This window comes from Salinibaculum sp. SYNS191, assembly GCF_037338445.1.
Classification (GTDB): Archaea; Halobacteriota; Halobacteria; order Halobacteriales; family Haloarculaceae; genus Salinibaculum; species Salinibaculum marinum.
In genome coordinates this window covers 2,298,415-2,317,323 of record NZ_CP147838.1, presented here as the reverse complement: position 1 = coordinate 2,317,323, position 18,909 = coordinate 2,298,415, and the positions used below count along the sequence as shown (strand labels likewise).

21 protein-coding genes are annotated in these 18,909 nt (G+C 68.9%); 11 read left to right on the top strand and 10 right to left on the bottom strand.

Features of this window, described 5'->3' with window-relative positions; all coding sequences use genetic code 11:
• Nucleotides 1-162: 162 nt before the first annotated feature.
• Genes WDJ57_RS12440 through WDJ57_RS12420 form a run of 5 tightly spaced genes read left to right on the top strand, consistent with a single transcriptional unit; the run spans nucleotide 163 to nucleotide 3,090 of the window.
• Nucleotides 163-1,395 carry a translation initiation factor IF-2 subunit gamma gene (locus WDJ57_RS12440; RefSeq protein ID WP_338901141.1) on the top strand — a complete coding sequence of 411 codons (1,233 nt, stop codon included), beginning with the start codon at nucleotides 163-165 and terminating at the stop codon, nucleotides 1,393-1,395.
• A complete protein-coding gene (locus tag WDJ57_RS12435) occupies nucleotides 1,392-1,769 on the top strand; it encodes a twitching motility protein PilT (protein WP_338901140.1) in 378 nt (125 codons plus the stop codon). The genes WDJ57_RS12440 and WDJ57_RS12435 overlap by 4 nt, the downstream gene beginning before the upstream one ends.
• 1 nt (nucleotide 1,770) lies before the next feature.
• Nucleotides 1,771-2,346 (top strand): DNA-directed RNA polymerase, encoded by a 576-nt coding sequence (locus WDJ57_RS12430; protein WP_338901139.1) that lies wholly within the window; start codon nucleotides 1,771-1,773, stop codon nucleotides 2,344-2,346.
• Nucleotides 2,343-2,543 (top strand): transcription elongation factor subunit Spt4, encoded by a 201-nt coding sequence (gene spt4 / locus WDJ57_RS12425; protein ID WP_380629850.1) that lies wholly within the window; start codon nucleotides 2,343-2,345, stop codon nucleotides 2,541-2,543. Before WDJ57_RS12430 ends, spt4 begins: the two co-directional genes overlap by 4 nt.
• Nucleotide 2,544: 1 nt before the next feature.
• Nucleotides 2,545-3,090 (top strand): GTP-dependent dephospho-CoA kinase family protein, encoded by a 546-nt coding sequence (locus WDJ57_RS12420; protein ID WP_338901137.1) that lies wholly within the window; start codon nucleotides 2,545-2,547, stop codon nucleotides 3,088-3,090.
• 60 nt (nucleotides 3,091-3,150) lie between these two features.
• Here the strand turns inward: WDJ57_RS12420 and WDJ57_RS12415 are convergent, their stop codons facing one another.
• Complete coding sequence (locus WDJ57_RS12415) at nucleotides 3,151-3,294, bottom strand: DUF7129 domain-containing putative zinc-binding protein (protein WP_338901136.1); 144 nt, start codon at nucleotides 3,292-3,294, stop codon at nucleotides 3,151-3,153.
• A gap of 56 nt (nucleotides 3,295-3,350) precedes the next feature.
• Nucleotides 3,351-4,337, bottom strand: a complete 987-nt coding sequence (locus tag WDJ57_RS12410) for a methyltransferase domain-containing protein (RefSeq protein ID WP_338901135.1) — start codon at nucleotides 4,335-4,337, stop codon at nucleotides 3,351-3,353.
• 197 nt (nucleotides 4,338-4,534) lie between these two features.
• On the opposite strand from WDJ57_RS12410, the gene WDJ57_RS12405 reads away from it, so the two are divergent.
• Together WDJ57_RS12405 and WDJ57_RS12400 are read left to right on the top strand one after the other, a co-directional pair.
• Nucleotides 4,535-5,095: a TATA-box-binding protein gene (locus WDJ57_RS12405; protein WP_338901134.1), complete on the top strand. Its 561-nt coding sequence runs from the start codon at nucleotides 4,535-4,537 to the stop codon at nucleotides 5,093-5,095.
• 48 nt (nucleotides 5,096-5,143) lie between these two features.
• Nucleotides 5,144-5,536 (top strand): DUF7473 family protein, encoded by a 393-nt coding sequence (locus tag WDJ57_RS12400; RefSeq protein WP_338901133.1) that lies wholly within the window; start codon nucleotides 5,144-5,146, stop codon nucleotides 5,534-5,536.
• A 198-nt stretch (nucleotides 5,537-5,734) separates the two neighbouring features.
• On the opposite strand, the gene WDJ57_RS12395 is transcribed toward WDJ57_RS12400, so the two are convergent.
• The 3 genes from WDJ57_RS12395 to WDJ57_RS12385 are packed head-to-tail and all read right to left on the bottom strand — an operon-like array spanning nucleotide 5,735 to nucleotide 9,001.
• Entirely contained in the window at nucleotides 5,735-6,787 is a 1,053-nt protein-coding gene (locus WDJ57_RS12395) for a DNA-methyltransferase (RefSeq protein ID WP_338906291.1), read from the bottom strand.
• An 11-nt stretch (nucleotides 6,788-6,798) separates the two neighbouring features.
• A complete protein-coding gene (gene hisG, locus WDJ57_RS12390; protein WP_338901132.1) occupies nucleotides 6,799-7,644 on the bottom strand; it encodes an ATP phosphoribosyltransferase in 846 nt (281 codons plus the stop codon).
• A 43-nt stretch (nucleotides 7,645-7,687) separates the two neighbouring features.
• Nucleotides 7,688-9,001: an MFS transporter gene (locus tag WDJ57_RS12385; protein ID WP_338901131.1), complete on the bottom strand. Its 1,314-nt coding sequence runs from the start codon at nucleotides 8,999-9,001 to the stop codon at nucleotides 7,688-7,690.
• 10 nt (nucleotides 9,002-9,011) lie between these two features.
• Here WDJ57_RS12385 and WDJ57_RS12380 point away from each other — a divergent pair, with 10 nt between their 5' ends.
• From WDJ57_RS12380 to WDJ57_RS12365, 4 genes are all read left to right on the top strand, one after another.
• The gene (locus tag WDJ57_RS12380) at nucleotides 9,012-10,313 is read left to right on the top strand and encodes an amidohydrolase (RefSeq protein ID WP_338901130.1); all 1,302 of its coding nucleotides are present in this window, start codon (nucleotides 9,012-9,014) and stop codon (nucleotides 10,311-10,313) included.
• Between the two features lie 126 nt (nucleotides 10,314-10,439).
• Nucleotides 10,440-11,321 (top strand): hypothetical protein, encoded by an 882-nt coding sequence (locus tag WDJ57_RS12375; protein ID WP_338901129.1) that lies wholly within the window; start codon nucleotides 10,440-10,442, stop codon nucleotides 11,319-11,321.
• 57 nt (nucleotides 11,322-11,378) lie between these two features.
• On the top strand, nucleotides 11,379-12,656 hold the full coding sequence (locus WDJ57_RS12370; protein WP_338901128.1) for an adenosylhomocysteinase: 1,278 nt from the start codon (nucleotides 11,379-11,381) through the stop codon (nucleotides 12,654-12,656).
• Between the two features lie 38 nt (nucleotides 12,657-12,694).
• Nucleotides 12,695-13,528, top strand: a complete 834-nt coding sequence (locus tag WDJ57_RS12365; protein WP_338901127.1) for an aldo/keto reductase — start codon at nucleotides 12,695-12,697, stop codon at nucleotides 13,526-13,528.
• Here WDJ57_RS12365 and WDJ57_RS12360 read toward each other — a convergent pair.
• The 5 genes from WDJ57_RS12360 to WDJ57_RS12340 all read right to left on the bottom strand — a co-directional run bounded on the left by WDJ57_RS12360 (nucleotide 13,525) and on the right by WDJ57_RS12340 (nucleotide 18,801).
• Entirely contained in the window at nucleotides 13,525-14,511 is a 987-nt protein-coding gene (locus WDJ57_RS12360) for an MBL fold metallo-hydrolase RNA specificity domain-containing protein (RefSeq protein ID WP_338901126.1), read from the bottom strand. The two genes, WDJ57_RS12365 and WDJ57_RS12360, sit on opposite strands and share 4 nt — an antisense overlap.
• Before the next feature lie 41 nt (nucleotides 14,512-14,552).
• Nucleotides 14,553-14,729: a hypothetical protein gene (locus tag WDJ57_RS12355; RefSeq protein WP_338901125.1), complete on the bottom strand. Its 177-nt coding sequence runs from the start codon at nucleotides 14,727-14,729 to the stop codon at nucleotides 14,553-14,555.
• 127 nt (nucleotides 14,730-14,856) lie between these two features.
• Nucleotides 14,857-15,657, bottom strand: a complete 801-nt coding sequence (locus WDJ57_RS12350; RefSeq protein ID WP_338901124.1) for a helix-turn-helix transcriptional regulator — start codon at nucleotides 15,655-15,657, stop codon at nucleotides 14,857-14,859.
• Between the two features lie 81 nt (nucleotides 15,658-15,738).
• Nucleotides 15,739-17,526, bottom strand: a complete 1,788-nt coding sequence (locus WDJ57_RS12345) for an ATP-dependent DNA ligase (protein ID WP_338901123.1) — start codon at nucleotides 17,524-17,526, stop codon at nucleotides 15,739-15,741.
• A gap of 36 nt (nucleotides 17,527-17,562) precedes the next feature.
• Entirely contained in the window at nucleotides 17,563-18,801 is a 1,239-nt protein-coding gene (locus tag WDJ57_RS12340; RefSeq protein WP_338901122.1) for an ABC transporter permease, read from the bottom strand.
• Between the last annotated feature and the right edge of the window lie 108 nt (nucleotides 18,802-18,909).

Here is an 18,909-nt window from a genome sequence, read left to right as displayed (position 1 = left end):
ATACCGGCCAGCAGGACGCGCGGACGATGCGAATCGCCTGCGACGGGAGAGCGGGTTCTGGCCGGTGGGTCCGTCCGGAACGGGGGTCGGGGGGTCCTTCGGTGCGCAAACAGTAGGTTTATCACCGGCAGGGGGCGAATCTGTAGCAGGATTACTGTCGCGATGACAGCGAACAAACAACCGGAGGTAAACATCGGGCTCGTCGGTCACGTAGACCACGGCAAGACCACCCTGGTCCAGGCGCTGAGCGGTCAGTGGACGGACCAGCACAGCGAGGAGATGAAACGCGGCATCTCCATCCGCCTGGGCTACGCCGACGCGACGTTCCGACACTGTCCGGACATGGACGAACCGGAACGGTACACCGTCGAGGAGGAGTGTCCGGACGGCACCGAAAGCGAGGTGCTCCGGACGGTCTCCTTCGTGGACGCACCCGGCCACGAGACGCTGATGGCGACGATGCTCTCGGGTGCCTCCATCATGGACGGTGCCGTGCTCGTCATCTCGGCGAGCGAGCCGGTTCCGCAAGCACAGACCGAAGAACACCTGATGGCGCTGGACATCATCGGCATCGAGAACATCGTCGTCGCCCAGAACAAGATAGACCTGGTCGACCGCGACACCGCCGAGGAGAACTACGCCCAGATTCAGGAGTTCGTCGAGGGGACCGTCGCCGAGGGCGCGCCCATCGTGCCAATCAGCGCACAGCAGGGCGTCAACATGGACCTGCTCATCCAGGCCATCGAGGAGGAGATTCCCACGCCCGAGCGTGACCCGGACGCGGGGGCCGAGATGCTCGTCGCCCGTTCCTTCGACATCAACCGCCCGGGGACGACGTGGGAGAACCTCTCCGGCGGCGTCCTCGGCGGCTCACTCACGCGGGGCAAACTCGAAGTCGACGACGACATCGAACTCAGGCCCGGCCGCGAGGTCGAGGAGGGCGGCCAGACGGAGTGGCAGTCCGTCGAGACGACCGTCCGGTCGCTGCAGGCCGGCGGCGAGGGCGTCGACGAGGTCACCCCCGGCGGCCTGCTGGGCGTCGGGACGGGGCTGGACCCCGCCATCACGAAGGGGGACGCACTCGCCGGGCAGGTCGCCGGGCCGCCCGGGACGCTGCCGCCGGTCCACGAGCAGTTCACGATGGACGTCGAACTGCTGGACCGCATCGTCGGAGAGGACGGCGAAGACGAGGTCGACGAGATATCGACCGGCGAGCCGCTGATGCTCACCGTGGGCACGGCGACCACCGTCGGGTCGGTCACGAGCGCGCGCTCCGGCGAGTGCGAGGTGGCGCTCAAGCGGCCCGTCTGCGCCGAGCCGGGCGTGAAAATCGCCATCAACCGCCGCGTCGGCGCGCGCTGGCGGCTCATCGGGTACGGCACCCTGATGGGATGAGCGTCGTCCTGGATACGAACGCACTGATGATGCCCGTCGAAGCCAACGTCCGCGTGTTCGAGGAACTCGACAGGCTGCTCTCGGACCCGACCTGCGTGGTCCCCGAGGCGGTCCTCGCGGAACTGGCAAAATTGGCGGACGGCGCTGGCGAGGCGGCCACGGCGGCGAGCGTGGGTCGTGACCTCGCACAGCGGTGTTCGACACGGGCGACGGCGGCGGCGTATGCCGACGACGCCGTCTGCGAACTCGCACAGGCCGACGACGTGACACACGTCGTGACGAACGACAGACCCCTGAAACGCCGCCTGCTCGACGCGGGCGTTCCAGTAATATGTTTACGGGGGGAGAACAAACTCGCCATCACTCAACCATAACATGTACAAACGGGTTAGACTACGCGACACGGTCGAAGTCCCGCCGGCCCACCTGGCCGACGTGACCCCCGACCTTGTCAAACGGCTGTTGCAGGACAAGCTCGAAGGGCGGGTCGACGAGGACGTCGGCTCCGTCGTCTCGGTCATCGAAGTCCACGACGTCGGCGATGGGGCGGTGCTGCCCAACGAGCCCGGCGTCTACTACGAGGCGGAGTTCGACGCGCTCACCTTCGACCCACAGATGCAGGAGGTCGTCGACGGGGAGGTCGTCGAGGTCGTCAACTTCGGTGCCTTCGTGGGCATCGGGCCCGTCGACGGGCTGCTCCACGTCTCACAGATTTCCGACGAGTACCTCGCCTACGACGAGGAGGGCCAGATGCTGGCCTCGCGGGAATCCAACCGCGCGCTGGGCGTCGGCGACGCCGTCCGGGCGCGCATCGTGACCAAGAGCATCGACGAGCGGAACCCGCGCGATTCGAAAATCGGCCTGACCGCGAAGCAGGTCGGCCTGGGCAAACACGGCTGGCTGCGCGAGGACCGCGAGAAGCGCCAGGCGTCCGCGGAAGGTGAGAGCTGATGGCCGACCGACTCGTCTGCCGGGAGTGCCACCGCGTCCAGGAGGCCGTCGAGGCCGAGGCCTGTGACGCCTGTGGCTCCACCTCGCTGACCGAGGACTGGGCGGGCTACGTCGTCATCAGCCACCCCGAGAAAAGCGCCATCGCCGAGGAGATGGGCGTCACCCAGCCCGGCAAGTACGCGCTGAAGGTCCGGTAACGTGACGGAGACCGTCGTCGAGCTTCAGCGGGAGTTGCGCGCCGAGCTGAAAGAGCCGATGGGGCGCGTCTACACGGACGCCGAGGAACTCGTCGCCGCGGCCGGCGAGCCGCTCGTCACGGTCGGCGACATGGTTACGTACCACCTGCTGAAAGCCGGGTACGTCCCGGACGTAGCGCTGGTCGACGAGCGCACCGAGCGTGCCGAGGTCGACGCCGAGGTCTGGGACGCCATCACCGGGTTCGACCGCGAGGTGACGGTCGCGAACCCGGCGGCGACACTGACGGCACCGCTGCTGGAGGCGCTACGGGATGCGCTCGACCGGGCCGGGGACGCCTCGACGCTCGTCGTCGTCGACGGCGAGGAGGACCTGGCGACGCTGCCGGCGCTGGTCGCCGCCCCCGACGGAGGCAGCATCGTCTACGGCCAGCCCGGTGAGGGTATGGTGCTAGTGGCCGTCGACGGGCCCGCGACCGAGCGCGCGCGGGACCTGCTGTCGCGGATGGACGGCGACACGCGGCGTCTCTGGTCGGTGCTCGCCGTCTAAGAGTCGGTAGCGTCGGCTACACAGCGAAGAATCGTCGCCACGGGCCGGGAGCGGTCGTCTCTACTGCTGGCGCGGCACGCCGATGTTCTGCAGGTACCCGCCGCACTCGCAGAGGCGGCCGTCCGGATTCTCGATGTGGCGACTGCAGTCGAGACACTCGTAGAGCGACTCGCCCCCCGAGGCCGGGTCGCGGTGAACTGGCATAGTGATGTGCTATACGTTGGCGAGGGACATACCGGTTACGTAACCAACGGAAACCGTCACCGGCGGAGCGCGAGGACGTACCGCGTGAGCGAGCGGTGGACGGGGCGCTGGAAGGCTGCTTCGGTGGTCCAGCCGGCGGCGCTCGCGGTGCGTGCCCACGGCCGGTCGCCGACGACGATACACCGGGGCGCGACGCGCCTGGCCTCTCGCAGTGCCGCCGAGAGCAGGTCGTCGATGTCGCCCTCTATCTTCGACTGGCGGCCGTACGGCGCGTCGAAGACGACGGCGTCGACGCCGCCGTCGGCTATCGGGAGCGAGCGCGCGTCCGCGCGGGCGACGTGCCAGTCGCCGTCGAGGAAGGCTTCGAGGTTCTCGCGGGTCCCCTCGACCATCTTCTGCTGGGCGTCGGTCCCGACCACGCGCGCGCCGACGAGACCGGCCTCGATGAGGATGCCTCCGGTGCCACACATCGGGTCCAGCACCGTCGCACCGGGGCGAGCACCGGCCACGTTGGCCAGCGCACGCGCAAGCAACGGGTCCATGCTGCCTGGCTGGAAGTACGGCCGGTCGGTCGGCTTGCGCTCGCCGAAGTCGCGGACGCTCTCGGTGACCAGCCAGCCCACCGCGCAGGTGTCGGTCCGTCCGTCGCCCGGGTCGGGTTCGGCAAAGAGCACCCGGAGTTCGTGGTCGGGGTCGTCGAGGTCCACCGCGAAGCCGCGGTCGACGAGCACCTGTCCCAGGACCCGCTCGGCGCGCTGGGTGTCCACGCCGGTCCGGCCGCGGACGTCCTCGGCGCGGACGGCGACGGTCCCGGTCCGCTGGAGCGTCGTCGCCGAAAGCAACGCGCGGGCGCTCTCGACGTCTGGCGGGCAGCGCCCGAGGAGTTCGCTGGCCGCTCGGGTGTAGGCCAGCGACGCAATCCGGTCGGTCACGCCGCGGGCCGTCGCCAGCCCCGGCGCGATCGGGGTGACGTCGGAGGCGGCACTCTCGGCCTCGAAGACCGCGAAGTCGTCGTCCTGTCCACCGAGTTCGAGGACGTACACGGTCGTACTGACGGGAGCGGGCGTATCAGCGTAACGGTCGGACCCGACCGGCCGCCAGCCCGCACGTCGACTTAAATCGACGCCGCAGCGTTCCGGACGCGACGACGTTTCACGGACCTGTTACATCCCAGGCGGTGAACAGGCGACGACGTGCCACGAACCTTTATATAGTTTAAATACGACGTTTAAACAGAGTCATGGTTGACCCAAAAGAGACTATTAATATCGAAAACGTCGTCGCCTCGACTGGAATCGGGCAGGAGCTCGACCTCCAGAGCGTGGCGATGGACCTTGAAGGGGCTGACTACGACCCCGAGCAGTTCCCCGGCCTCGTCTACAGGACACAGGACCCAAAGTCGGCGGCGCTCATCTTCCGGTCCGGCAAAATCGTCTGCACCGGCGCGAAGAGCACCGACGACGTTCACCAGAGTCTCCGCATCGTCTTCGACAAGCTCCGCGACCTGAACATCCAGGTCGACGAGGAGCCCGAAATCATCGTCCAGAACATCGTCACCTCCGCCGACCTCGGGCGCAACCTCAACCTCAACGCCATCGCCATCGGCCTCGGCCTGGAGAACATCGAGTACGAACCCGAGCAGTTCCCCGGCCTCGTCTACCGGCTCGACGACCCCGACGTCGTCGCGCTGCTGTTTGGCTCGGGCAAGCTGGTCATCACGGGCGGCAAACAGCCCGAGGACGCCGAGGAGGCCGTCGACAAGATCGTCTCCCGGCTGGAAGACCTCGGGCTGCTCGAATAGCCCGCTCGGGAACGTAGCTCTCAAGCCGTCTCCCTTCGAACCTCCCCTATGCTCCTCCAGTCTTCGGTGAGTCCCACCGGCGGCGGGCTCCTCGCTATCCTCGTGACCTTCCTGGTCGCGACGCTGTTCTACGCGGTCACGCTCCACCTCGCGGCCACCTTCTTCATCGGCGAGGTCCCCAGCCAGCGGGCCGCCTACGTCGCCCCCGTCCCCGCCGCGACGAGTCTCCTCCTCCAGCAGTACGGTCTCAGCGGCATCGGGCCGCTATCGCCGAGTCTGGCCGTCATCGTGGCCGTCGGAGTCACGCTGATTGCCGACGCCATCGCCATCAGTTTCGTCTACCGCCTGAAGTGGTCCTCCGCCATCCCGCTCACGCTCCTGCACTTCGCCTTCGCCGCCGTCCTCGGCGTCGCGCTGAACAACATCTTTGGGTTCATCTGAACCACTTTTTACTTCGTCGGGGCTCGCAACGCGCCTTCGGCGCGTGCGGCCCACTCCTCGTAAAAACTTGGGGAAAAAGGCTCCTCGCGCTCGGTAGAGCGCTCGGAGGGAACCGGCGGCTCCGCCGCCGGATGCTCGTAGCAGGCCTGCCCTTCCCCGGGGAGCGCGACGGAGCGCGCTCCCGGCCACCGCTCCCCGCTACTCCAGCGACGCCATCTCGTCGGCGGGTTCGTGAGTCACCCGATAGCCGTCGTCGGTCTCGGCCACCTCGTCGGCGACGTAGAAACGGATGTCCTGCTCCTGTTTTGTGACGACCGGGAAGTCGTAGTGGGTCGCGTCGTACGCCGGTTCGTCGCCGGCGTCGCGGCGGTCGGCGACGAACTCGCGGTGGCTCCGCAGGCGCTCGCCCACGACGTCGCGGGCCATCTCCGGAACGTCGGTCACGCGCTCGGCGAAGTGGTCGGCGAACTCCCCGTCGAGTTCGTACCCCACGGAGTTGCGGCCGGCGACCATCGCCGCCAGCGTCGTCGTGCCCGTCCCCCAGAACGGGTCCAGCACGGTGTCGCCGTAGACGGAGTACATGTTCACGAGCCGGTAGGGAATCTCGAAGGGGAAGGCGGCGGCGCGGTCCCGCAGGTCGTCGGCGGGCAGGTCCTGCAGACAGCCGCGCACGTCCGTCCAGACGTCCGTGAACCAGCGGTTGCGCTCCTCCCAGAAGAACGCGCTCTCGTAGCGGCGCGTCGACCCGGGTTCGAACGACCGCCGCCGTCCCTTCCGAAAGACCAGCACGTACTCGTGTTCCAGCGTCACGTAGGCGTTCGGCGGGAGCATCCCCGACCCCATGAACTTCGCCGCGCTGTTGGCGGGTTTGCGCCAGAGCACGTCCGGCAGCGGGTCGAAGCCCAGGTCCTCGAAGGCGTCCGTGATGCGGGCGTGGTTGGGGTAGACCCGGAAGCTCTCGCCGACCTTCCGCGTGGCGTCGCCGACGTTGATGCAGGCGATGCCGCCGGGGACGAGCACCCGCTCCAGTTCCCGCCAGACCGCGTCGAGCGCGTCGTGCATCGCGTCGAAGGCTTCCTTGCCGTCGCCGGCGTCGAGCGCCTCCGCGGAAGCAGGCGCGACGTCGGCGAACAGGTCGTCCCACATCTCTATCATCGGATAGGGCGGCGACGTGACGACCAGTTCGACGGACTCCGCAGGCAGCGAGAGGTCGCGAGCGTCGCCCACCCTGACGCGGTGGGTCGTCTCCAGGCTGTCGGGCATCACTCGACGAGGCGCTCGATTTCGGTCACCAGGATGTCACTCGCACCCATCGCCTTCAGGTCGGAGATGGTCTCGAAGACCTGTTGCTCCTCGACGACGGCGTGGACCGCCAGCGCCTCCTGGCCGGCGATGTCCATCACCGTCGGGCCGCCCATCCCCGGAATCACGTCTTTCACGTCCTCCAGGCGCTCGGCCGGGACGTTCATCATCAGGTAGCGCTTGTCGTCCGCCGACAGCACCGAGGCCAGCGCCGTCCGGATCTGCTCGACCTTCGGGTCGTCGGCGGTGTCGGGGCGGGCGAACAGGCGCACCGAGGACTGAAGCACTTCGTCGACGATGCCCAGGCGGTTCATCCGCAGGGTGGTACCCGTCGAGGTGATGTCCACGATGGCGTCGGCGATGTCGACGTGCGGGGTCAGTTCCGTCGCCCCGGAGACCTCCGCGACGTCCACGTCGACGTCTTTGTCGGCGAAATAGTCGCGCGTGATAGAAGGGAACTCGGTGGCCACGGTGCCGCCGTCGAGGTCGGCGACGGAGTCGATGTCGCCGTCCTCGGGGGCAGCCAGGACGAGTCGACAGGTGCCGTAGTCGAGGTCCAGCAGGTCCACGAGGTCTGGGTTCGACTCCATGACCTGGTCAAGGCCGGTGATGCCGACGTCAGCCGCGCCGTCGGCGACGTACTCCGGGATGTCGGCGGCGCGGGCGAAGAGAACGGTCACGTCGGGGTCGACGGTGTCGGCGTAGAGCTTGCGGTCGGCACCGTCGACGAGGTGGAGGCCGGCGCGTTCCAGCAAATCGAGTGTCGGGTCGTGCAGACGACCCTTGTTGGGCACGGCGATGCGCATACGGGCAGGTGACGCTCGCGGGGCAACTGTCTTTCCCTCGCGGTCAGTCCGCGACCTGCTCGCGGGCCGGCAGGAAGAGGTAGACCAGGCCAGCGACGACGGACAGCCCGGCCAGCAGGAAGAAGGCCTCGGCAAAGAGTCCCCGGTCGGCCATCGCGCCGACGACTGTCGACCCGAAGGCACCGACGGTGAAAAAGCCCGTCCGGAGCAGGCCCCACGCCGTCCCCCGGACGTTCGCGGGCAGCAGTGAGACGATGTAGGCGTTCGTAATCGGGGCCATCGAGAGGCGCACGCCGATGAAGACGGCCACGAGCGCGAGCGGGAGGAGCCCGGAGACGAACGGCAACAGGGCGAGGGGAACCATCCCGGACAGCGCCACGACAGACAGAATCGACCCGTGGCCGTACCGGTCGGCGAAGCCGCCGCCGAGGGACTGCCAGACCGCCCCGGAGACGAACAGCAACCCGAAGAGGACGCCCGCGGTCCCCTCCGTCAACCCCTTCACTTCGACGAGGTACGTCGTGTAGAAGGCCGTCAACCCCTGGAAAATAAAGAGCATCAGCGTCGCGCCGACGACGGCGAGGACCACGCCCCGGCCGGCAATCGCCCGCCGGACTGCACCGGCACGCTTGCGGAGCGAGATGGTCCCGCCGTCCGCCCGGACCGACCGGCCCGCACCGGGGACGACGCGATAGAGCGCGACAGTCACCAGCAGGAAGCCCGGAATCGTCGCACCGAGGGCGACCCGCCAGCCGACCGCGTCGGCAACGACGATGGCGGCGACCGGTAACAGGGCGGCCCCGATGCTCCCGGCGGCAAGCACGCTACCGAAGGCCACGCCGTCGGTGTCGGGGAACGTCCGCGAGAGGACGGTCCCGCGGGGCGGGCCGTACAGTCCCGACCCGAATCCGAACAGCGCAGTGGCGAGGAGGAAGACGGCGAAGGTCGGCGAGAGCGCGTACCCGACGAGTCCGACCGATGCGGCGACCGTGCTGGCGGCGAGCAGTCGGCGCTCGCCGAGGCGGTCGACGAGCGCGCCCGCGGGGAACTGCACAAGGGCGTAGGTAATCCACAGCAGCGTGATGGCCGCACCGGCGGCCGCGTTCGAGACCGGGAAGTCCTCGGTGATGATGGGCAGGAGCGCTGGCACGACGAACCGCAGGCCGAGAACGAGAAACCAGCCCGCGGCGACGGCCAGCAGCGTCCAGCCCCGTCCCTGGCCGTGGACCTCGCGGGCGAGCGAGCGGAGGCGAGCGAGGGTCGCGCGCGGCGAGCCAGGGGACACACCCGGGGAGACGAAGTCGAGCGGAAAGACGCTGACGAACGAGACCCGGGGATTGACACTCCCCGCCCCCATATCGCCGCCGATGAGCCACCTTCACATCGCCGGCGGGCAGGTCCTCACCCCCGAGACCACCGTCGAGCGCGCGGACGTACTCGTCGACCAGGACACAGGGACCATCGAAGCGGTCGGGACGGACCTCGACGCGGCCGGCGCGGAGACGCTGGACGCCAGCGGCGGCCTCGTCATCCCCGGCCTCGTCAACGCCCACTCCCACGTCGCGATGACGCTCTTTCGGGGCCACGCCGACGACAAGGAACTCGACGCCTGGCTCCAGGAGGACATCTGGCCAGTCGAGGCCGAACTCCAGGCCGAGGACGTCGCCGCCGGGACGCGCCTGGGCGTCGCCGAGATGATTCGCTCGGGGACGACTACCTTCGCCGACATGTACTTCTTCATGCCGGAGGTCGCCGAGGTGGTCGCGGAGACGGGGATGCGCGCCCGCCTCGGCCACGGCTGTATCTCCGTCGGCAAGGACGACGCCGACGCCCGCGGGGACTTCCGGGAAGGGCTGGACTTCGCCCGCGAATACGACGGCTACGCCGACGGCCGCGTCACGACGATGTTCAACCCCCACAGCCTCACGACGGTCTTCGAGGACCACTTCGCGGACTACGTGCCGGAGGCCCGCGAGGCGGGCATGACGGTCCACTTCCACGCCAACGAGACCACCGACGAGGTGGACCCCATCGTCGACGAGCGGGGCCGCCGCCCGCTCGACTGGGCCGACGACCTGGGGCTGCTCGCCGACGATTCCTTCATCGCCCACGGCGTCCACGTCGACGAGTCCGAGATAGAACTCCTCGCGGACCGGGGCACCGCCGTCATCCACTGCCCGGCGTCGAACATGAAACTCGCCAGCGGGATGGCACCGGTCCAGGAGATGCTGGACGCGGGCGTGACCGTCGGCCTGGGCACCGACGGGCCGGCGTCGAACAACGACCTGGACATGTTCGACGAGATGCGCGACGCGGCGATGCTGGGGAAACTCGCCGCGGACGACGCCAGCGCCGTCGACGCCGCGACGACCGTCGACCTGGCGACGAAGGGCAGCGCCGACGCCATCGGCGTCGACAGCGGCCGCATCGCGGAGGGGGCCAACGCCGACGTCGCGGTGCTCTCCCTCGACGCCCCGCACCTGACGCCGCCCCACGACCTGGTGAGCCACCTGGCCTACGCCGCCAGCGGGAGCGACGTGCGCCACACCGTCTGCGACGGGCAGGTGCTGATGCGCGACCGCGAACTCACGACCATCGACCTCGCTGCCGCACGGGCCGAGGCGACCGAGCGTGCCGAGGCGCTCATCGAGCGCGCGAGCGAGAGTTAAACTTCGAGAAGAGTTTCTAAACCGTATAAAATATTCTGAGAGAGTTTCAGAGACAGCGGGAACGGGATGAACGAACCTGAACGAGGGGGCGGGTTTACTGTGGTCACGGTGCCACGTACAGTCAGAATGCGTACCAAATTGTTCGCGCTGTACGCCGCCGTGGGACTGGTCCTGGTCGCTGCCGGTCCCGGCCTGGCCGCTGCAGCAGACGACGGTGCTGGAAACACCGCCCTCTCGGTCGCGGTCAATCAGCCCGGCGACGGAGCACCGACAGTGAGCGTGACGGACAACGGGACCGGCGTCGACGGCGCCGCAGTGAGCGTCGTGGGGCTGGACAACTACTCCTACGTCGGCGTGGGCGACTACACGACCGACGAGAACGGGACCGTGTCCCTGCCGGAACCACAGGAGAACGGCACCATCGCGGTGACGGCGACGGTCGACAACTACACCGTGGCGACGACGGCGAACCTGACCGCCGCCGAGGAGGAGAACGAGTCCTTCGGGTCGGAGATGTCGGCGTTCGTCCACACGCTGCTGATGAACAACCCCTCGGGCGGCATCGGGCACTCGGTCGCGACGTTCGCGACGATGAACAACCCCGGCAACGCGCCGGACCACGCCGGCCCGCCGTGGATGGACGACGACGGTGACGACGAGCGCGGCCCGCCCGCACACGCCGGCCCTGGCGGTGACGAGGACTCCGAGCGTGGACCGCCCGAACACGTCGAGTCGGACGACAACGAGACCGACGAGCGCGGCCCGCCCGCCCACGCAGGACCGGGCAACGGCGACGACACTGAATCCGAGGATGAAGAAGACAGCGACGACGGCGAGGAGAGCGACGACGACAGCGAGGACACTGACGGCGAAGAGACCGACGCCGAGGAAAGCGACGACGACAGCGAGACCGAGGACGAGGACACCGAAACGGCCGACAACGAGGACGATGACGACAGGCGCGGCCCGCCGGGCGGGAACGGGCCGCCGGGTCAGGCCGGCCGGTAACGCCTCGACGCGGACCGCTTCGGTAGGGTTTTCCCCGCCCTTTCCTTCTTTCCGGGCATGACTGCACCCATCAGTGAGCAACTGGACGACGCCGCCTCCCAGCGCGAGGAGGGGGCCCGCAAGATGGACTGGGCGCGCCAGCACATGCCCATCATGGCCGCGCTCCGCGAGGAGTTCGAGGCCGACCAGCCCTTCGCCGGCGAGGTCATCGGCATGGCGATGCACGTCGAGGCCAAGACGGCCGTCCTCGCCGAGGTTCTCGCCGCCGGCGGCGCGGAGGTCGCTATCACCGGCTGTAACCCGCTGTCGACCCACGACGACGTCAGCGCCGCACTCGACGCCATCGACGGCATCACCTCCTACGCCAAGCGCGGCGTCGACGACGACGCCTACTACGACGCGATGGACGCCGTCGTCGCCCACGAGCCGACCATCACCGTCGACGACGGCGGCGACCTCGTCTTTCTGATCCACGAGGAGTACCCCGAACTCATCGAGACGATCATCGGCGGCTGTGAGGAGACGACGACCGGCGTCCACCGCCTGCGCGCGATGGCCGACGACGGCGCGCTCGACTATCCGATGTTCGCCGTCAACGACACGCCGATGAAGCGCCTGTTCGACAACGTCCACGGCACCGGCGAGTCCTCACTGGCCTCCATCGCCATGACGACGAACCTCTCCTGGGCCGGCAAGACCGTCGTCGTCGCCGGCTACGGCCACTGCGGTAAGGGCGTCGCGAAGAAGGCCAGCGGCCAGAACGCCGACGTCGTCGTCACCGAGGTCGAACCCCGCCGCGCGCTCGAAGCCCACATGGAGGGGTACGACGTGCTCCCGATGGCGGAGGCCGCCGCGGAGGGCGACGTCTTCATCACGACGACGGGCAACCGCGACGTCGTCGTCGGCGAGCACTTCGACGCCATGCAGGACGGCGTTCTGCTCGCCAACGCCGGCCACTTCGACGTGGAAATCGACCTCGACGCACTCGAAGCGAAGGCGGTCGACACCTACGAGGCACGCGACGGCGTCACCGCCTACGAGATGGACGACGGCCGCCGGCTGAACGTTCTCGCGGAGGGGCGGCTGGTCAACCTCGCCACGCCCGTCGCGCTGGGCCACCCCGTCGAGGTGATGGACCAGAGCTTCGGCATCCAGGCCGTCTGCGCCCGCGAACTGGTCGAGAACGGCGACGAGTACGATGCGGGCGTCCACGACGTGCCGGACGACCTCGACCGCGAGGTCGCGGAAATCAAACTCGCCGCGGAGGGCGTCGCCTTCGACAGCCTCAGCGACGCACAGCGCGACTACATGGACTCCTGGCAGCACGGGACGTAAGCACCAACGTCTATGGGCCCGCGCTCGAACGGGCGCGCATGGAGTACGTCCCCGCCGGCGACGCCGAGATTCCCGCACTCGGCGTCGGCACCTTCCAGCTCGATAGCGACCAGGCACGCGAGACAGTCCGAACGGCGCTGGACCTCGGCTATCGCCACGTGGACACGGCCGAGTACTACGACAACGAGGAGGGCGTCGGCGCGGGCATCGCGGCCGCACCCGTCGACCGCGACGACGTCTTCCTGACGACGAAAGTCTGGCGCTCGAACCTCCGCCGCGACGACGTCCGCGCCGCCGCCGAGGCCAGCCTCGACCGCCTGGGCGTCGACTACGTCGACCTCCTCCTGATTCACTGGCCCCACCCGCGCGTCCCCGTCGCGGAGACGCTGAGGGCGATGGAAGAACTCCGCGCGGAGGGGCTGACCCGCCACATCGGCGTGAGCAACTTCACGCGCTCGCAACTGGCCGACGCGATGGAGGTCGCCGACGCGCCAATCGTGACCGACCAGGTGCTGTACCACCCGTTCAAAGCGCAGCGCGACCTCCGCCAGTTCTGTGTCGAGTCGGACGTCGCACTGACCGCCTACAGCCCGCTGGCGACGGGCGACGTCGTCGGGAACGACGACCTGGCACGCATCGGCCGGCGCTACGACAGGACCGCCGCGCAGGTGGCGCTGCGCTGGCTCGTCCAGCAGGACGGCGTCGTGGCGATTCCCCGCTCGTCGAGCGCCGACCACCTCGCAGACAACCTCGACGTCTTCGACTTCGAACTGACGGACGCGGAGATGCGCGAGGTTCACGGGCTGACCGGCAGCCTCCGGCGGCGACTGGAGAACACGCTCCCGAAACTGATGCGGTCGTTCCCGCTCTAGAAGTCCGACAGCGACGTCTGATTCTGCTTCAGCGAGTGCGCCTCGTAGCCCAGCCGCGACCGTATCTCGGTCGCCAGCGTGTCCGTGCTCCCGTGGGTCGTGTAGACCACCTCGGGGTCCACCTGTTCGACGACGGCCAGCAGTTCCTCGAAGTCACAGTGGTCCGACAGCGGGAAGGTGCGGTCGTAGCCGCCGGCGTACCTGAAGCTGGTGTCGACTGCCCACCCCGAGAGGGCAGCCCGCAGCGCGCCCGTCTCCTCGACGATTGACTCGACGAAGGAGAGCCGGTTCGTCTGTGAGGGAAGTACGAGTGCATCGCCGGCCCCCAGCGTGGTCTCGCGGGTGTACCGTTCGACCGGGAAGGAGAGGTCCGTCGCCGCCGCGATGGGTTCGTTCAGGTTCTCGATTGCTTCCGTGACGAAGACGCGCTCGCGGCCCGAGTCGCCGAGCAGGAGTTGCACCTCCTGGGCCCGCCCCAGCGAGTACGCGAAGACAATGACCGGGTGGTCGGCGCTGTCGGCCAGCCAGTCGTGGAACGCCGTGGCCACTTCTGGTCGGGGCGGGAAGACGTATTCGGGGTCGCCGTACGTCGATTCCACGACGAGGACGTCCGCTTCCGGCGGGTCAAAGCCCGCGAGGGCGTGCCGCGAGCGCGTGCTGATGTCCCCGGTGTAGAGGTAGGTCCGGTCGGCGTCCTCGACGAGCACGGCCCGCGACCCGGGGACGTGTCCCGCGTCGACCAGGGTGATGCGGTCGTCGGTGACCGTCTCGGGCAGCGGGTCGTCGGGGCGGCGGACGGCAGCGAGGTCGGCGGTGAGCGACGACCAGACCACCTCGTCGGGCGGGTCGTCGTAGAGATGGTCGCCGTGGGCGTGGCTCACGACGTTGACGTCGCCGTCGGGGGCGCTGGCGTCGGCGACGACCGTCTCGCCGGTCGAGAGGTCGATTTCGATGCCGTCGGTGTACCGGACCGACCGTGTCACACCCGGAGTAGGGCTGTCAGAACCAAAACGCTGTGGGGCTTTCAGTCCGCGACGGCGACCGTGTCCCGGACCAGTTCGATGTCCGGGTCCGCGCGGAGTTCGAGGAGACACGCGGTACAGAGATGCAAGTCGAGTTCGACCGGCCGGCGCGTCTCCGGCGAGAACCGGAGCGTGTAGGCCATCGAGAGCTGTTGCTGGCCGCAGTTGGTGCAGGTCATTGCGGGCGGGCGACGACTGGTTCGGCCGCCGGGACGCTCACTCGGACTGTCATTGCCAGTGAGTGGACGGCCTGAAAGCGTATCACGTTACTCCGTGCAATCTGTGCAGGCCGTGCACAGCGCCGGCTCAGAACTCGTCGGCCGGCTTCACGCGGGCGCGGTCGCGGAAGTCCCGGTAGACCGACTCGGCCCAGGCGCGGACGTCGTCGCTGTCGGTCGCCAGCAGCGCCCGGGGGAAGCCGTCGTCGTCCTCGACGCCGACGTGGACGGTCCCGTCGTCACCGAGGCCGAGATAGAACGGAAGGTCCCCGTCATGGACCCGGACGGTCAGCCGGCCCGTCCGTATCTGCTCGCGAAAGAGCGTCGCGTACTCGCCGGTGGTGAGCGTCGGCTCCAGTCCCGCCGGCACGACTATCTCCGCCTCGAACTCGCCGGAGTGAATCCGCTCGTGGACGACCCTGGTCCCCTCGATGTCGAGCGACGGGAGCAGGCCGCGGAACTCCCCCACCTCGTGCAGGAGTTCCGTCTGTCGTCTGGCGGGGAGATAGGGGTCGCCGGGAGCGTGCGAGAGTATCTCGGCACCGCGGATGTGCGCCAGGTCGAGGTCGAACTCTGCGTAGGGAAACCACTCGAGGAACGTCGAGATCTCCTCGGTCGCCCGGATGGTGTCGACCAGGTCACCGAGTCCGTCAGCGACGATGCGACCCTGCGGCGTCAGGCGCCACGCCTCCCCGTCGCGTCGAATCCAGTCGTGCTCGTCCAGCGCCGACAGGGCGCGCGTCACGGTCGACCGCGACGCGTCGACGTGCTCGCGAAACTCCCGCTGTGTGGTCGGCCCCGACTCCAGCAGGTGCGTGAGAATCTCGACTCTCGGTTCCGCCCGGGTGAGAAAGGCAATCTGCTCGACCGCCCCGGCGTCGTCGCCCATCTGTCACCTCATAATAACACGGAGAGTATAACTCCTCTCATCGACAATTTCGGGAGCGCCAGACGCCGGTACCACCCCGGGCTACTGGTCCTCGTAGAGCCGCTCGACCCGTTCCAGCGAGTCCACCTCGTCGAGGCCGACGTCGTCGCGAAACCCCTCGAAGCGGGGAAAGCGCAGCGCGTAGCCGGAGTCGTACTCCGGTGACGCCTGTATCTCCTCGTAGGCCACCTCGATTACCTCCCGGGGTTCGAGGTCGACCGCCCGGCCGTCCTCCGCCACGATAGCGTCCTCCAGTCGCTCCGTCAGATCGGCCAGTTGTTCGTCGGAGAAGCCCGTCGAGAGGCGACCAATATCCCGGAACTCGTCCGTCTCGGGGTCCCGACAGCCGAGGTACAGCCGGCCGAGGTTGTTCGAGCGCCGTCCCTCGCTCCACTTCGCCCGCGTGATGGTCAAATCCAGCGGCTCCATCGTCGGCTTGACCTTCAGCATGTAGCCGACGCGCTTGCCCGGCTGGTAGGTCGCCGTCGGGTTCTTGACCATCACGCCCTCGTGGCCCGCGGCCAGCGCGTCCTCGTAGAACGCCGCCGCCTCGTCGGCGTCCGCGGTGGTACGGTTGGGCATCCGCTCGACGGCCAGGTCCTCGGGTTCCAGCCGGGCCTCCAGTTCGGCGACGCGGTCGGAAAGCGTCGCCTCCAGGAGCGTCTCGCCGTCGACGGCGAGCAAATCGAAGGCGTACAGCACGACCGGGACCTCCGCGGCGAGTTGCTCGACGTCGTACTTGCGCTTGATCCGCCGGGAGAGTTGCTGGAACGGGACGGGCCGCTCCGTCTCGGGGTCGTAGCCCAGCACCTCGCCCTCCAGGACGAACGAGTCGGCGTCGAAGGCGTCCTCGACGGCCGCCACGACGTCGGGGAACTGGTGGGTCACGTCCTCCAGCCGCCGGGTGAACACGCGGGTCTCCTCGGGGGTCGCGTGGACCTGCGCGCGGAAGCCGTCCACCTTGTACTCCACCAGCGGCGCGGTTCCTTCGTGGGCACCAGCGTCGGCATCGCCGTCGTCGGCGAAGGCATCCAGCGAGACCGTTCCGTCGTCGGGAGCGTCGGCGTCTGAACCTGCGTCGTCAGTCTCCTCGCCCCCGCCTCCGGCGTCGGCCAGCGCGTCGGCGATTGAGTCGGACTTCTCGGCGAGCATCACCTTCACCGGTCGGTGGACGGCCAGTTCCAGGTCGTCCAGGCCGTCCCTTCCCTCGCTGGCGGCGGTCTGTGCGACGACGCCGGCGTCGTTGGTCACCTGCAGCGCGCGCTCGACGGCCTCGCTGTCGGGTTCGTCCAGGAACGCCTCGGCGATGGCGTCGCGGACGGTGCCTTCGCCGATGCCGAGCCGGAGGTGGCCCAGCGCCGTCCGGACGACGTAGCGGGCCTCGTCGGGGTCGGCGTCCGACAGCAGGCCGGCCACCTCGTCGACCCGACGGCTCTCGCTGCCCGCGCCGTCGAGGTCGGCCAGCGACTGGAGCGTGTCGTAGACGCGCTCGACGGTGAGCGGGTCGCTGAACAGCGACTGCTGGACCTGCTTCTCGACCGCGCGGGCGGCGGCGTCGCCGAGGTCACCCGTCTCGCGCCAGTCGCTCTCGATGTCGTCCTCGGAGAGACCGGTCGCCTTCGCGACGGCGCGGCTGGCGAGGCTGGAGGAGACGCCGAGGTCGGCGGAGTGCCACGCCGCGAAGACTTGCCCGCGGAGGAGGCGGACGAGCATCGGCAGGTCCTCCTGGGGCGTCTCGGCCAGTTGCTCGGCGAGGATTGCCGTCTTCTCCGTGGTCGACTGCGTGCTGGCGAGGCGGTCGTAGACGGCGACCAGCGCGGCGTAGTCCATCGTCAGTCCGGTGGGCCGGGACCGACATAAACGGCGTCACTCGTAGCGCAGGGCGTCGATGGGGTCGACGCGGGCGGCCCGCCAGGCGGGGTAGATGCCGGCGACGACGCCGACGAGGACGCCCACGCCGATGGCGACGGCGAACCACCCCGGCGCGAGCGTCAGCGCGATGTCGGCGTAGGCGGTCGCGACCCACCCGCCGGCCAGGCCGACGGGGATGGCAATGAGCGCCCCCAGCGCGCCGAGCATCGCCGCCTCGACGAGAAAGAGCAGGAGGATGTCCCTGCGGCCGCCGCCGACGGACTTCATGATGCCGATTTCGCGGGTGCGCTCGGTGACGGAGACGAGCATGATGTTGGCGATGCCGATGGCACCGACGACCAGCGAGATGAGCGCCAGGCCGGTCACGAAGCGGGTCAGCCGGTCCACGAGGTCCGCGAGGTTGTCGGCGATGTCGCCGCTGGTGCGGGCCGACAGCGCGTAGCCCGCGGGCTGGAGTTGCTCGGCGTCGGTCCCGTTCAGCGCCGCCGCGACCCGTTCCTGGGTGCTGGTCAGCGTCGCGGGGTCGGCGACGACGGTCACCTGCGGGTAGGCCTGCTGGCGCGGGTTGCCGGGCAACGTCGGGCTCTGGACTGTCGTCTCGTAGTAGCGGTCGGCGGGGACGTAGAAGCGCGGCTGGCCGGCGAAGCTCTGGAAGGGGAGTTGCGAGCCGGTGCGGTCGACGACGCCGACGACGGTCAGCGTCGCCGTGCCGTTCCCGCGCAGGCCGACGGTGAGGCTATCGCCGACCGAGAGGTTCCGGTCGAAGACGGTGCGGGCCTGGCCGTTGATGACCACCTCGGCGGCCCCGGCCTCGAACGCGCGGCCGTCCTGGAAGGTCGCCCGCTCGAAGGCTTCGGGCGTGGTCGCGGTCACCTGCTGTCTGGCGATGGTCTGGTTGCCGAGCGTGAGCGTGCTGATGGCGACGGTCCCCTGGGGGACGACCTGTCGCACCCCCTCGACGCCGCGCAGGGTCTCGATGTCGTTGTCGGTGAACACCGCCTGCGGCCGGTTGGGGAAGCCCTGGTCGCCCTCGGGCGTCGAGAGGACGTAGATGTTGTTGGCCGTCGACTGGTCGATTTCGCCGACCACGTCGGCCTTCAGGCTGGCACCGAGCGTGACGAAGGTGACGACGGCCGCGATGCCGATGACGATACCGATGACCGTCAGGGCCGAGCGGAGTTTGTGCCCGCGCAGCGAGCGCGCGGAGAGTCTGAACAGTTCCAGCGCCCGCATCTACATCACCTCGGCCGGGCGCGCCGGGACTCGCCCGCTGTTCGTTGGGACCACTGTGGCCACTCTAGCGCTTCCCGGCGCATATATCGCTCGCCGACTGCAGACGAC

Coding starts and splice junctions, on each gene's coding strand:
- WDJ57_RS12440 (WP_338901141.1), top strand. CDS start 163: ATGACAGCGAACAAACAACCGGAGGTAAACATCGGGCTCGTCGGTCAC.
- WDJ57_RS12435 (WP_338901140.1), top strand. CDS start 1,392: ATGAGCGTCGTCCTGGATACGAACGCACTGATGATGCCCGTCGAAGCC.
- WDJ57_RS12430 (WP_338901139.1), top strand. CDS start 1,771: ATGTACAAACGGGTTAGACTACGCGACACGGTCGAAGTCCCGCCGGCC.
- WDJ57_RS12415 (WP_338901136.1), bottom strand. CDS start 3,294: ATGCCAGTTCACCGCGACCCGGCCTCGGGGGGCGAGTCGCTCTACGAG.
- WDJ57_RS12405 (WP_338901134.1), top strand. CDS start 4,535: ATGGTTGACCCAAAAGAGACTATTAATATCGAAAACGTCGTCGCCTCG.
- WDJ57_RS12400 (WP_338901133.1), top strand. CDS start 5,144: ATGCTCCTCCAGTCTTCGGTGAGTCCCACCGGCGGCGGGCTCCTCGCT.
- hisG (WP_338901132.1), bottom strand. CDS start 7,644: ATGCGCATCGCCGTGCCCAACAAGGGTCGTCTGCACGACCCGACACTC.
- WDJ57_RS12385 (WP_338901131.1), bottom strand. CDS start 9,001: ATGGGGGCGGGGAGTGTCAATCCCCGGGTCTCGTTCGTCAGCGTCTTT.
- WDJ57_RS12380 (WP_338901130.1), top strand. CDS start 9,012: ATGAGCCACCTTCACATCGCCGGCGGGCAGGTCCTCACCCCCGAGACC.
- WDJ57_RS12375 (WP_338901129.1), top strand. CDS start 10,440: ATGCGTACCAAATTGTTCGCGCTGTACGCCGCCGTGGGACTGGTCCTG.
- WDJ57_RS12370 (WP_338901128.1), top strand. CDS start 11,379: ATGACTGCACCCATCAGTGAGCAACTGGACGACGCCGCCTCCCAGCGC.
- WDJ57_RS12365 (WP_338901127.1), top strand. CDS start 12,695: ATGGAGTACGTCCCCGCCGGCGACGCCGAGATTCCCGCACTCGGCGTC.
- WDJ57_RS12355 (WP_338901125.1), bottom strand. CDS start 14,729: ATGACCTGCACCAACTGCGGCCAGCAACAGCTCTCGATGGCCTACACG.
- WDJ57_RS12350 (WP_338901124.1), bottom strand. CDS start 15,657: ATGGGCGACGACGCCGGGGCGGTCGAGCAGATTGCCTTTCTCACCCGG.
- WDJ57_RS12345 (WP_338901123.1), bottom strand. CDS start 17,526: ATGGACTACGCCGCGCTGGTCGCCGTCTACGACCGCCTCGCCAGCACG.
- WDJ57_RS12340 (WP_338901122.1), bottom strand. CDS start 18,801: ATGCGGGCGCTGGAACTGTTCAGACTCTCCGCGCGCTCGCTGCGCGGG.